Origin of the sequence: Paraburkholderia nodosa, assembly GCF_001718195.1 — a bacterium.
Taxonomy (GTDB): Bacteria; Pseudomonadota; Gammaproteobacteria; order Burkholderiales; family Burkholderiaceae; genus Paraburkholderia; species Paraburkholderia nodosa_A.
In genome coordinates this window covers 1-12,998 of sequence record NZ_MCNV01000058.1, presented here as the reverse complement: position 1 = coordinate 12,998, position 12,998 = coordinate 1, and the positions used below count along the sequence as shown (strand labels likewise).

The following is a 12,998-nucleotide window of genomic DNA, read 5'->3' as shown; positions in this document are numbered from 1 at the left end:
GTCGCCGTGAAGACAGAGGCCCAGCAGGCCGTGCTGGCACTACACCGGTTGCGGCAACGCCGCAGCGTGTGCCGGACGCAGATGTAACCGACCTTCTGCCGTTCAATTACGCCCGGCAACAAAAGGAAAAGGAAGAGACCGGCTGACGAACTGAATGCGCGTCGGCATGCTGGCTCACGCGCAGGCTCATCACCTCGACGCGGATATCGCCGGTTGACCCCGACCATCGCGGTACGGCTGCGCTTGCTCGTCTGTCGCAAACGATTCTTTATTCGGTGTGCTGAAATTACCGCTTACGTCCTATGGCTGGTCGGAGCCAGCGGCGCAGCGGCTGCGCTTCCTGCTTGACTTCGGCTACGCGACGGGTCTGCGCGCGAGCGAACTGGTCGGCGCCGAGCTCGGCAGCATCCGCGTGGACGGGCAAGGTGATCACTGACTGCATCTGGTCGGCAAGGGCAGCAAGCCCGGCAAGGTGGCACTGCCGCCGCTCGCGCGTACTGCGCTCGATCAGTACCTTGCACAGCGACGCCTGCCTGTCACGCCACAACGCTGGAACCCGAAGACATCACTGGTCGCGAGTCTGGGCGAAGACGGCGACGCGGGTATCGCGGGTTCGCGTCTGGGGCGCGTCATGCGCCGCTTCTTCGCACAGGCAGCCGACGTGATCGAGGCCGATCATCCGGTAGCTGCCGAAAAATTGCGCCGCGCGAGTCCGCACTGGATGCGCCACAGTCACGCGAGCCACGCGCTCGCTAGCGGGGCCAAACTGACCAGCGTGCGCGACAACCTGCGCCATGCATCGATCGCGACGACATCGATGTACCTGCACGGCGACGAAATCCAGCGTGCGAGGGATATGGATCAGGCCTTTGCCGCTCGAAAATAGCCGCTAACCTATTGAATTCGAAGAATTTCGAAAAAATCGGCGGTTCCAGCTTATAACCCCTACAAGCGAATGATCTCGTTGGCATCCCAATGGCCGTGCCACTTTCAATCCTCAGGTCCAAGACCGCTGAGGCGAGAAATTTTTCAAGCGCCAGAGCGAGTACGATCGCCAACGCGCAAAGGCATTGACCCCACTGCTTTCGGCGTGGCGCCTGAACGACGGCGACGCTCAGCGACCGGCGATGACACTGCGCCGGTCTCCCACACGAATCTTGCGGGCTTGCGTTCAACGAAGGCAAGCAATAGCAGTCCTAAGCCCAACGTAAGCGATTGAATGTGACCATACAAAAATCCTACGAACTCAATGCCACGGCGATCAGTATAAAGGGTCATCAACTCGACGGAAAACGCGTCGATATGGCATTCCAATTAGGCGGATCTTGCCCGAAAACATTGCGAACGAAGAAATCCATGAGCTTGCGCTCGGTGAAGATACCGGGGGCTCCATGATCAGCACCAGGCACATAGACCATTTCGAATTCCTTTCCCGCCTTAATGAGACTGTCGGCGAGCGCAAAGGTGGAGGCCGGATCGACATTGTGGTCCATTTCGCCCACAACAAGCATAAGTTTGCCGTGTAGATTGTCGGCATTGTCGATGGCAGAGGACTGTGAGTATTCAATGCCGACGGGCCAGCCCATCCACTGTTCGTTCCACCATATCTTGTCCATACGGTTGTCATAGCAACCACTGTTGGCTACCGCAACCTTATAGAAGTCAGAATGGAATAGCAGTGCATCAATGGCGTTCTGGCCGCCAGCTGATGTACCGAAGATTCCTAAATTCGAGATGTCGTACCAGGGATATAGAGAGGCAGCCGCCTTATGCCACAGAATGCGATCGGGAAGGCCTGCATCTTTCAGATTCTTCCACGCGACGTCATGAAAAAGGCGTGAACGGTTGTTAGTGCCCATTCCGTCGATTTGCACAACGATAAAACCCAACTGAGTAAGGGGCTCTGTTGTGGTTGTGAATGACTTTGGGACGCGAGAGCCTTGCGGGCCGGCATATATATCCTCCACCACAGGATACTTCAGATGTGGATCGAATCTATTTGGTAGATGAATGATTCCCCAAATATCGGTCTTACCATCGCGCCCTTTGGCAACAAAATTGATTGGTGCTCTCCATCCATTAGATTCGAGTTGGGAGATGTCGGTGCTCTCGATCTGCATCAGTTTAGCGTTGTCGCTAGACCGGAAAAGCGCCATGCGTGGGGGAAGGTCGATACGCGACCAGAGGTCGACGTAGAAGCTACCGTCAGGAGAAAACTCGATGTGATGATTGGCCGGTTCTGGCGTAAGTGATGTCAGCCCCTTTCCGTCGAAGCCAATTCGGTAGGCATGAACGAAATAAGGGTCCTCGCCGACATTCATTCCGCTTGCTTCAAACCAAATTTCCCTTCTGACTGGATCGATGTGGTCCACCGCGCGGACAATCCAGTCACCTTTGGTGATTTGGTTTTTTAAAACACCGGTACGGCCATTAAAGAGGTACAGATGTTCAAATCCATCGCGTTCGGATGCCCAGATAATTTCCTCTCCATCATTAACATTGTAGCGAAAGTATTTTCCGGAATCTATTTGGTTATTTATTAAATCTGTATAATCGACGAACGTGGAGCTGACCTCATCGATCAAAGAGCGCGTACGGCCGGTGGCGGCCTCCACCTCGATTACTCGGTAGAGCTGATGGCCGCGTTGGTTGTACTCAAATGTAAAGCCTTCCCCATCCTTCCGCCAATTAATTTTGGAAAGGTCAAAAGGATTCGGGAACAAAGCATTGTCGATATTGATCATGCGCTTGTTGACTATGTCGAATAGTACCGGTTGCGGTCGCGGAAGAATATCTCCCGCTTTGGCATACTCTATTGGCTCATACCTGGCTTGATGGTTTGTTGCTGAGGAATTGACAAGCACGATTTGACGCGGTTGGCCGAGGGCGACACGGTAACCTGCGAGGTGATTGGAGTCAGGGGACCACTTTAGGGATGAGAAGACGTAATTGTTCGCTTCTGTCCCGTCCCAACTTAACGGTACATTTACGGATCCGTCCTTACTCATTAGAAAGACGTTGGAGTTTTTGATATATGCTTTCCACTTGCCGTCCGGTGAATCGATTGTGATTCGACTATCGCTTGCAGCCGTTGGCGTGAAGTCGTTATGAAATGGCAAGATTTCGCCCTGAGAGATCCTAGTGCAGATGTAGCTTGAAAGATCACAACTCCACTGAACGGAACCAATGGAGAACAGCAACTGGTTGCCGTCTTGTCCGATTTCGAAGCGGTCAAAGGGCAGCGAATTGCCTCGGAAATTCGAGGAGGCCGCCTTATTTAATGCTTCGGCAAGGCGGCCATGATCGAAAGCTGGTTGCTTCTTCCCAGTTTTGATATTGAGTTTAATGAACTGGCGCTCACCATGTGTCGTCCGTCGGTAGGCAAGGGTCTCGGGCGAAAGCCAGAAAGGGGGGGTATCGACGAAATTGACAATTTTATCCGAGTATTGATAACGAACTGTGAGAGCCCGCTGAAAGTCTGAGGGGGTAAGAGGAAAGGGGGGGGTATGGTTCCGTTCCCCTTGGTTGTCAGCAGCCGATAGCAACGTGCAGTAGGAAATTAGAAGCAGAAAGATGGTGACAATTTTTTGCATGGATGTTTGGCCTTGACTATGTATAGGTGTATCGGTTACGTCGTCGGCTTACCTTGAGGCAATTTTTATGCCATCAGTGAATGCGAGTGGGTATGATCAGTGTCCGCTGAGCGCAAGCGAGGTTCCAGCGACCGGTGAGATTAACTGACTGTAGTGAGGTGAAGACCTTCGATAATCAGTGAAATACAAAGCAAACTGGCGGCACGTGGAACGGAGTCGCATTTGTTCGACACTGGCCTTTGTCATCTCGTCCTTGCCTCCCATGTTGTCGAGGAAGTTACAAACAGCAGGGCCCCTTCGCTCCACCAGCGTTACCCGGTTTCACGGCTACTACGGGCCCATCCGCCACCCTCTCGCCTTCGGTCCACTTCCCGGGTTCGCCGGTTATAGAACCTACCTTGCTCCGGCGATTTCGCGCCGGGGCGAGGAGGGCTTCTCCAGTTGCTCAGCATGTCCTTGTCTTCGTGCCGTCGCTTCCACCCCGCCGAAGTGGAATAGCCGTATCGGTCAGAATTCCGCTACCCATGCTGCCTTCACCCTCACGGTTGCGGGCTCGGCCCTCGGAGCTTTTCATTTTCGAGGCCACATCTACGTTCACTTTTGTTACGGCCCGATGACTCGCGCATTCCCCTAGGAAATGCCTGTCGATAGGCTTCAGAGGCTTGGTTTCCCCCCACCCTGCTATCCAAGCTACGGGGCCTCTGACTTCTAGCGAAGTCAGCTTGATAGATCGAGCAACAGAGTAAAGCTTGGACGAATGACGTCGAAAGGTTGCGTTGGCAATCGAGCGTGATGACAAGACTGGTCGGACCGTGACTCGCTGAACTTGAAGCATAATTCGAGCGTTGAGCTCGTGCGACAAATGAGGGACGAGTCAGCGGATTTCATCGGGGCCCGCAGCGAATGAGGCTGGCCGCGATGTCGATCGGGTTCTCGTTGCGAAACGTGTCGAATTAACACACAAGAAAAACTGGCGCATCGGGGGCGTTCATATAAATTATGTTGGTCGGCGTGTCCGACGAAGTCGTCGCGACGGTGGCACCGAAGATCGACGCGTTCAAGGCGAAGCTGCCGGGCGGCTACCGGGTCGAAACCAGCGGCCTATTCGAGGAAAGCGCGATCTCCCGGACGTCGGTCTTTGCGGTGGTGCCGGTCATGATCGTGCTGATGTTCACGAGCATGATGGTGCTGCTGGTGTGCTTCCGGCGTCTGGCCATGGAGGTTGCGGTGATGCCGCTGGGCCTGATCGGCGTGGTGCTCAGCGCTGCTGGTGTTCAACCGGCCGCTCGGTATCGTCGCGATTCTGGGCATTCTGGCGTTGATCGGCACGAAGGGGCTGATCGACGGATGCCCATGCCCGCGTCCCCGCACCGCTCACGTGGTTCGCCATGGTGCTGGCCTCGCTGATCGGGCTATGAGTGCTGTATCTGCACATCCCGGTTGGCACGCTGCTCGACGCGCTCGCGCCCGGGGCGCTGTGGCCTGTCCTGGCTGGCGCGGCGCTTGCCATCGGCTGGGATCGATGGAGGAGGAAAGTGCCTCGCGCACCGGTAGGAGATGTGGGCGTGATCCTGCGCGAACTCCAGCGGGGCGCAGCGGCGGTGGCGCGATTCGCGCAATGCGCGGATACCTTCGTGCGGGAATGGTCCGTGTCGTGTCTGACGCTGCTGCTGGTTGCGCTGCTGTCCGGATGCTGCCGTGCAACCAGAGGCCTTTGGGACGCGAAAACCAAGCAGAAGGTCGGTTCCAGCCAGATCCACCAGTTGGTGCTTCACATTGACCTGTTCTTGCAGCGGATGCCGGAGCAGATTCTTCTCCGCTAAACGTACCGTTGACCTCGTCTGAATCTCGCTAGGATTCGCGAGGCGACAGGTCAATGTCCTTGAAATTGCACCAAGACGGCTCCCACCGGGAAGCCGCCGCTGCCGGACGCTCAGCTTGTTCAGGACCGTCGAACGACAACGAACCTACAACGCAACGCGGTCGGCTGAGTGCATTCATAGTAGTCAAGGTCGCGAAGGCCAGATTTCCGGCGCCATAAGCCTTGATCTACCCTTAGACTTGGTAGCGGAGACCTAGGCATGTACCGTAGATTCACATGTCCGCCTTTGGCAAGTTCGTAGGAGCACTGGACTGACGCCGATTGCACAACACCGTCATTATCAAGCTGCGGTGGATCAAACGTGGCTGAGGTGAATTCCTTGATATTGCCGTCGTCCGGTCCTCTCGCAAAACCCGTCCATTCCCCCTCGTTATCGCTGGTTGTTGCAGTGTACACGTTCCGCGCAATTTTGATGACGGCGGGCGTCGGGCAGCTTTCGTATGTTTCAGCAGCAGCGCAATACGATGCGCTGAGCGCAAGGGTAACAAGAAAGAGATTTCTCATCTTCGGCTTTATTCCTCAATTTTGCAATGGCAGTGGGCTAAATTATCTGAGCATCTGGCAATGCATTTAACGAAAATTAAAATGCAAGCCATTGCAGTTTAGATGATGTCTAATTCCGCCTTTTTAGAACTTCGATTGCGTGATCGCCTGAAATCGAGCACATAGTTTATACCGTAATAGCGCTAACCATAACAAATAAAATTTATGCGAGAGTCAATGTCGTTGATGGGTATGGCAAATCCATGTTTTCGAGGCGTTAAGGCATGGAATGCCAAAGCCCTGTAGTTTCCACCCCTCGGCTATCCTCGAAGCACCGCAGAGAGATAGCGAGCAAGCGCATAATACCGGATTGGCGAACGGCGGTAGGAGTTTGAGCCGACGATATTGCGGGCAAAGGATTCGAGAAAAAATGACGAAGATAACCCGGCGCATGCCCTCAATGGCGTTCGGCGCGAATGCGGCCACTCGCAATGGCCTTCCGCATATCGTGAAGGCCCCTGACCACGATTCAGCCGAATAGCGATCATAAGTGTAGAAGTTATGAGGTGGCGGATCTTTATGCCTTGGTGGAGTAAGGAAATCGGGCTGCGGATGCTTCCCTGAGCTATCGCGTCCGCTTGCGTCGTCGAGATGCAGATAGGTCAACGTGGTCAGCCAGCGCGGGACGGCCGAGTCCTTGGCCGACTGGTCTGAATGTGCGATTTCTTACGCGGACATCGTTCGCGCCAAACCCCGTATGACATCACTTAAGAGTGTCGTGCCGGGGACCGTCGGACGCTGCGGCAACGACCCGGAGTACGTCACCTTCGAGCCTTGCCTTCCACGAAACGATACGACGGAGGTCACGGGAAAGCGGGTTAGATTTTCCCAACCAGGCGCTCGATGCCCTGTATGATCTCGCGCCGTATTTCGGGTGGAACACTTTTATCAAATCCGATCTGATCGCGTAGCGCTTCAGCACGCTCTCTCGGGCGGGAGGCTGGTATTCCACGCCGCCGCAATCGCCGTTAGCGCGCTCTGATATTCCTCCAGTGTTGGATGATCGGATACCTCATCCTGAAGCATTTGCGCGAGAGCGCCAGGAGATTTTCTGCTCCGGCGGCAGTTCATTCCGATCGAGAACGATAGCGTCGGGTTCCCTGACTGAACCGCTCCCCGTCGCAATGCATCCAGGTCGCCAACGCCCAGTTTGCGGGCACGCGACGATTTTTTCTGCTGGCTGGCTTTGCCCATGTTTCTGCCCCTTCGCTGCGTTCTGAATCCGAAAATTATCGCGGCCAACTGGTTGCTCAAGACTGGCACAGGTGTGACGGCTTTGCCGGATTTTTTGCGCTACACGGGCCAGCCCATTCGAGATCCGGAATTCGGCATGGCGACCATCGAAAGTACCGCGTATCCGAGGTTTCCCAAGGTTTTTTCACCGGAGGAATTGCAAGCGTTCTATTCGCCGGACGTCGAAGAGCTCGAGTGGGTGCGCCGCAACGCGCGTGGCCAGTCCTCGAGACTGGGCCTGCTGGTTTTGCTGAAGGCCTTTCAGCAGATGCACTACTTTCCCTTCGTTGACGCCATTCCCCCCGCTGTCATCGAGCACATCCGGGCGAGCGCGAACATAGGCGCCGAGGCCGCATTCGGCTACAACAGGGCAAGGTCGCCCGTCTTGTTTCGTCACTATGCGGCAATCCGGGAATTTCTCTGCATCCAGCCCTATTACAACTCCGATACCAAAGGTGCAATACGAAGGCGGCTTACCGATTTCTTTCAAATCCGAAAGCTTGTGAGCAGGATATCGTGCGCGGGCACTTTGAAGCTACGCGAAGCTTCGAACGCTACGCCTCTTACACGATATCTCCTCAAACTTGCCCAGCTTGGCGGATATGGATCGAGCCAGTGCCCCGCCGCCCGGAAACACCGCGATCTGGAGAGGTTTGCGAAGACTCATCGATATACAACTCGGCTTTGAACTCTCAAAAAATCATGGGTTACCGCAAGTTTAATGGACCGCATACCGCCTTTCTTCCATGCCGCTGTCACGACGCGACGCGGGGCGTGTCTCCAATCGCCCTACGCGCCCCTACGCCGCGACCTGCATCGTCGTCATACCGCTCACAGCGCACTTAGCGCTTGCAGTATCTGGATTGTTCGCCCTTTGTCGCGACGTCGATATACGACGTCGCCTGAAAAGGGCGGACACTGACCGCCATCGACACCTAGGCCCCGCCAGAAAAAACTCGTTGTTTGCGGGGCTCACTTCGCGCCGGGGAACGGGCCTCTGCCATCATGAGCCTGATCCGTTCGGGACAACTGAACAGGCACGATCCGCTCGCCTATTTGAAGGATGTGCTCGCGCGCCTGCCCACATATCTCGCGACTGACATCGACGACTTGCTGCCTCACCGATGGGAACCTTCCGCCAGCGCTCTATAGATTCCGCGCGCGCCGGGCAAGGTGACTTCACCGGTTGCTTACATCACAAGGCAGGCGTCGATATTGGAGCCAGAACCAGAGCGTGCGCTTGCATCCATGACCCTGTCAGGCCACGCGCTCGCGTCTAACGTGCAGAAAACTGCCGCCTCATGATCTCCGTCATCCGCTCGATATGCATTAGCAATTCGGGCACCGCCGTCGCCTCCCAAAAGCGTCTTCTAAGCGCGGGGCCAATATAAAAGAGTGACGGATTCGTGCAGCCATTGACTCGGACTACGCGGTAAGACTCATCAACACACAACCCCGCCCAGTCAAATTTTGCAATCCCGTCGCGCCGTAACTGATCAAAAAGAGAATCGCACCCGTGTGCTATAGGCCGATGTAGGCGATCTGCATGCGGTACTGTATCTGACGCCGCAGCTGAATGAGCGGGAGCCATCCCGGCACCCGTGCAATTGACGAAATACGATGCGCGTACAACGCGCGAGCCCGTTGCTGCGCGCGGGCGAATAGCCAGCAGCAGCCCGTCGCCATGTGCGCTGATTGTCTCGATTCGCCCACTCATAAGCGAGAGGCGGCCACTCATCCTGAGTGACGCGACGAGCGCTGCCGTGGAAGGTGGCTGTCGGTGACGATGTGTTTCCCAGTAAGGCGCAATATGACGCACGAAAGCGCGCCGGTCGGCCTCAGACCAGTTTGACCAGATCTGCGGTACCGCAGGACGCAGGCTATCGATCACCTCGCGCCAGTCACCGCCTCTCGCGCGATGTTCAGCAATGACTTTGCGTACGGCGGTGAGGCAATGCCTAGGGCCAGCAGTCAGTTGATCGAGAAGCGCCCGCCGCGCTTGTGGCTGAAGTTTCGGCAGTGACCGGCAGTGGTGTTGGGGCAACAAACCACGGCGGGACATAAGAGTGAAGCACAACTTTTCGCTGCGCCGATGCAGCGCGTAAACAACGTCGAGTGCCGTCAGACCAGACCCGTACATGAAGAACTGGCTGTCATCCGGCACGGCCCGCAGTTTAACTGCGTCCCAGGGATTCGCGAGGAAACGTTGATCGAGTGAAGCGCCACCGGTCGCTGCTACAGTGATGGAGGGGCGGCCATAGCTGTGGCCCGTCGCAAGGACGACGTGATCGGCAGAAATCTCCACACCCGTGTGCAAGTAAACCTTCGTTCGGCCATCCTCTTCGGGCGCCAGCGCAACGGCGTATCCGTCGTGTTGAGAAAACTGATGCTTCCCCGACTTTCCTACTGCCTGTTTTAGCCGATGTGCAAGATAGTCACCGTACCATGCGCGTGGCAGGAAATCATCGGGTTCCGCAGGCCGGCCCCGCAGTCGGCAATAATCGACAAAGCCGTTCCCGTTGTCCCGCTCAACACTGAGGGCCCGTGCGGGGGCGTTCAGGAGCCAACCTTCCTCGTCCGACCGATAAGCAATGCCGCGCGAAACGCTATAGCTGGCATCGACCAGTGCGATCGACAGGGGCTTTGCGGTTTGATCCGATAGTAGCCATGTGGCGGTCATCGTCCCGCAAAAGCCGGCACCCACTATCACGATCGATACAGTCATTGCCACGGTTCCAATGGTTGTTCGTATCCGCTCGCGCAGAAAATTTATTTTGACGTTCACATGAATATTCGTGCCGATAGCGTCGCTTGCTGACCTTACCCCTGTTTGACGTATCCCATAGCCGAGGGAATTCAGGCGGCTCGCTGGGCAGCGAGCCAGTTCTTCTCGAACGTCATAGGGCTGACGTAATCGAGCGTCGAGTGTAGCCGATGGGCATTGTAGAAACCCAGCCAATCAACGATTTCGTCCATCACCGCGCGCCGTGTGGCGAAGTGCCGACCATGCAGGCGACCGACTTTCAGCGAACCCCACAAGCTTTCGGTCGGCGCGTTGTCCCAGCAATCGCCACGGCGGCTCATCGACGAACGCATGCCATATGCTTTCAGCGTGTCCTGAAACAGCCCGCTGTAATACTGGCTGCCCCGGTCGCTGTGCATGATCAGGCCCGGCGGCGGACGCCGTCTGAACCATGCCATGCGCAGCGCGTCAGTGACCAGCTCGGCCTTCATGTGAGGCTGCATCGACCAGCCCACCACCTGCCTGCTGAACAGGTCGATGATGACCGCCAGATAAACCCAGCCTTCTGCAGTCGCGCAGTACGTGATGTCGCTCGTCCAGACCTGATTCGGCGCACTCGTCGTGAAGTTACGCTTCAGCAAGTTCGGCGCGACCGGCAGGTTATGGTTCGAATTCGTCGTCGCGATGAACTTGCGCTTGTGCCGAGCACGAATGCCGTGCCGCGCCATCAGATTGCGAACCCGCTCCTTACCCACGCGCACACCACGTGCAACCAGTTCTTTCGTCATGCGCGGCCAGCCGTACTCACCCTTGACCTGCGCATGGATCGCGCGGATGTTGGCCAGCAAGGCATCGTCGCTGATTCGTACCGGGCTGTGCCTCTCCCGGCCCGCTGCAGCCCGCTGACGCCGCTGGTGATACCCGCTCGGGCTGACCTCCAGCAACTCGCACAGCAGCGACGCCGGCCAGCGCTTGTGCTCCCGTTCGATAAAGGCGTACTTCACGTCGATTCTTTCGCAAAGTACGCTGCCGCCTTTTTTAGAATGTCGCGCTCCATCTTCAGTCGCGCATTCTCCGCACGCAGTCGAGCCAGTTCCATCTGCTCCTCGGTTACCGGCTTCGTACCCGGGCCGACCAGCGTTCCTTTTCGGTCCGCCTGCACCCAGTTCGAGATCGTCTGGCTCGACACCCCCAGAATCGCCGACACCGCTGCCAGGCTCTGGCCGGCCTTCACCAGCCGCACCGCCTCCAGCTTGAATTCCAGGGTGTACCGCGCACGCTTCAATTGGCTCATCTTCGTTTCTCCTTGCTGCAGTTTAAACCTCAGCAAGGGATACGTTTTTCAGGGGCAAGCTCATGCATCGGGGCACGTCAGGAAAGTTTCCCTTTCCGGTGCGGATAGTCGGCAGCTGTGCCGCGAGTCGTAGTAAGCGACTATGAGGCATCTCACCTCAGCTACAAAATCGATTGTTTGGATAACACTGATTCGCATCGCAAATGAGTTCGCGAACGACATGTATGGCGATGGCTCGCCAAATCCAGTGGGGAAATCCAATTGCGACAAGAACAGCAACATCGAAAGTTGCAGCTGATTGCGGGTTTTTCCGAAGGGGCGGAATTTGTCTGCGTGCCCCGTCAGGAAAGGTTCGCGGGGTTGGCGAGGGTAGACGGGTTAAAGGCAAGGCTTTGGGGATACGAGAACGGCTGCTAACCATTGCCGACAGGCGATTCGCACGATATTGACCGTTGAGAAGTTCGAGCAATTTATCTTGCCGCATCCGAGCCGTGGCCGGCGCGGACCGCCGCCGAATTCGATCTCACGAACCTGCGCCTCAAAGATATCAGTGCTCCCGCTATTTGGAAGGCAGTCCTGTCAACTCGATGAGGTGGCGGCGAATACGCCGTTTCTCGCTCGAATTGAAATTTGCACCAGATCTCAAAAATCCGTCCTTCGCTTTCTGATTAGCCGGCCCGCAGGCCAGAAACTCGTCTCATTTCGCTAATCTTACTGGGTCATAAAATCCCTTTGCGTCAACGAGATACTTGGTAATACACACTCCGGAATTCGCGATGGGAGAAGATATCGATGAATTTGACACGTATCTGAATTATCTGGGGCAGGCATTAGGGGCACGCCGATCGTCATGCCGGCCTCAAGGGTTGCTGTTCGGGCTTGGCGTTGCCGCTGTCGCGCAATAGCGTCGAGCCGATGGCCGCGCACATTGACCCACTTCACGCGAGTGCGACGCACCAGTCACTCCACCACTTTAGACTGGTCTGATCCTGCGGTCTTGCAGCGGGTACGCGAATGGGTGATGCCCGCTTAGATGCACACGCAAACGGGGATGAAGCCCAAATCGAGTGCCAGTTGCCTGCTTTCGCCGCCTTCGTACGCTTTATCCATCAACAGGTGCAGCGGTCAATTGGCCGGCCCGAGGCTCTTTAGCAATTCGCGTCCCTGCGGCGCGTCGCCTGCGTGGCCGGCAGACAACGCGAACGTTATGGCTGTTCGAGCATCCGCGGCAACCATATAAATCTTGGTAGTCCCTCAGCCTCGGGACTTTACGATTGCTTGAGGTCCGTTTTTTAACGCACCGGTGCCGTCAGGATGAACCTTTACCATAGTGCTATCCAGCGAAACCGCGTCGATCCTGATGCGAATGATCTGTGCACGCTGCAATTCCGTGAACACGCGACGCAGCACGCCACTTCTGGACCAGCGGTTCATCCGCGTGTAAATCGTATGCCATCTACCGAAGCGCTTCGGCAGTCCACGCCACTTGCAGCCGTGCTCGGCGACATAAAGATCGCATTGCACTTGCAGGTTCGTCAGACTGACTGTTGCCACGCTGTCGTGGCAGACAATGCTCGATCCGTTGATAATTGGGCTTCGGTGATTTCCATCGCCAGAGTGGACGATCAAACGACATTAGCGTGAACACGCCATAGGACCACTTGTCCACCGGGGCCACGTCACCATCCTTGCCTGTTCGCAGATCTTGCT

8 protein-coding genes and 5 pseudogenes are annotated in these 12,998 nt (G+C 56.3%); 7 read left to right on the top strand and 6 right to left on the bottom strand.

The window, feature by feature from the left end; all coding sequences use genetic code 11:
* Window positions 1-298: 298 nt before the first annotated feature.
* Window positions 299-886 (top strand): annotated as a pseudogene (locus tag BFD71_RS38415) (tyrosine-type recombinase/integrase); the annotation flags it as partial.
* Between the two features lie 391 nt (window positions 887-1,277).
* On the opposite strand, the gene BFD71_RS38410 reads toward BFD71_RS38415, so the two are convergent.
* Window positions 1,278-3,593 (bottom strand): S9 family peptidase, encoded by a 2,316-nt coding sequence (locus BFD71_RS38410; RefSeq protein ID WP_069269387.1) that lies wholly within the window; start codon window positions 3,591-3,593, stop codon window positions 1,278-1,280.
* Between the two features lie 1,011 nt (window positions 3,594-4,604).
* Here BFD71_RS38410 and BFD71_RS38405 point away from each other — a divergent pair.
* A complete protein-coding gene (locus BFD71_RS38405; protein ID WP_141710968.1) occupies window positions 4,605-5,000 on the top strand; it encodes an efflux RND transporter permease subunit in 396 nt (131 codons plus the stop codon).
* A gap of 11 nt (window positions 5,001-5,011) precedes the next feature.
* On the top strand, window positions 5,012-5,416 hold the full coding sequence (locus BFD71_RS38400) for a hypothetical protein (RefSeq protein WP_069269385.1): 405 nt from the start codon (window positions 5,012-5,014) through the stop codon (window positions 5,414-5,416).
* Between the two features lie 119 nt (window positions 5,417-5,535).
* On the opposite strand, the gene BFD71_RS43045 is transcribed toward BFD71_RS38400, so the two are convergent.
* The gene (locus BFD71_RS43045; RefSeq protein WP_368619640.1) at window positions 5,536-5,871 is read right to left on the bottom strand and encodes a DUF3757 domain-containing protein; all 336 of its coding nucleotides are present in this window, start codon (window positions 5,869-5,871) and stop codon (window positions 5,536-5,538) included.
* Here BFD71_RS43045 and BFD71_RS42660 point away from each other — a divergent pair.
* Window positions 5,777-6,049: a hypothetical protein gene (locus tag BFD71_RS42660; protein ID WP_256095114.1), complete on the top strand. Its 273-nt coding sequence runs from the start codon at window positions 5,777-5,779 to the stop codon at window positions 6,047-6,049. The two genes, BFD71_RS43045 and BFD71_RS42660, sit on opposite strands and share 95 nt — an antisense overlap.
* Window positions 6,050-6,933: 884 nt before the next feature.
* Here the strand turns inward: BFD71_RS42660 and BFD71_RS41200 are convergent.
* Complete coding sequence (locus BFD71_RS41200) at window positions 6,934-7,212, bottom strand: hypothetical protein (protein ID WP_141710967.1); 279 nt, start codon at window positions 7,210-7,212, stop codon at window positions 6,934-6,936.
* 136 nt (window positions 7,213-7,348) lie between these two features.
* Here BFD71_RS41200 and BFD71_RS43040 point away from each other — a divergent pair.
* Window positions 7,349-7,720: pseudogene (locus BFD71_RS43040) on the top strand (DUF4158 domain-containing protein); the annotation flags it as partial.
* A 500-nt stretch (window positions 7,721-8,220) separates the two neighbouring features.
* Window positions 8,221-8,403, top strand: a pseudogene (locus BFD71_RS40125) (transposase domain-containing protein); the annotation flags it as partial.
* Window positions 8,404-8,527: 124 nt separating this feature from the next.
* Here the strand turns inward: BFD71_RS40125 and BFD71_RS40120 are convergent.
* A complete protein-coding gene (locus BFD71_RS40120) occupies window positions 8,528-9,976 on the bottom strand; it encodes an FAD/NAD(P)-binding protein (protein ID WP_083245741.1) in 1,449 nt (482 codons plus the stop codon).
* A 131-nt stretch (window positions 9,977-10,107) separates the two neighbouring features.
* Window positions 10,108-11,288 (bottom strand): IS3 family transposase gene (locus BFD71_RS38390; RefSeq protein ID WP_370684358.1). Its coding sequence is split into 2 segments (ribosomal slippage): window positions 10,108-11,036 and window positions 11,036-11,288, totalling 1,182 coding nucleotides; the frame shifts between segments, so codons are not numbered across the junction.
* Between the two features lie 776 nt (window positions 11,289-12,064).
* On the opposite strand from BFD71_RS38390, the pseudogene BFD71_RS40115 reads away from it, so the two are divergent.
* Window positions 12,065-12,315 (top strand): annotated as a pseudogene (locus BFD71_RS40115) (transposase); the annotation flags it as partial.
* Between the two features lie 17 nt (window positions 12,316-12,332).
* Here BFD71_RS40115 and BFD71_RS40105 read toward each other — a convergent pair.
* Window positions 12,333-12,924 (bottom strand): annotated as a pseudogene (locus BFD71_RS40105) (IS5 family transposase); the annotation flags it as partial.
* Window positions 12,925-12,998: the final 74 nt, after the last annotated feature.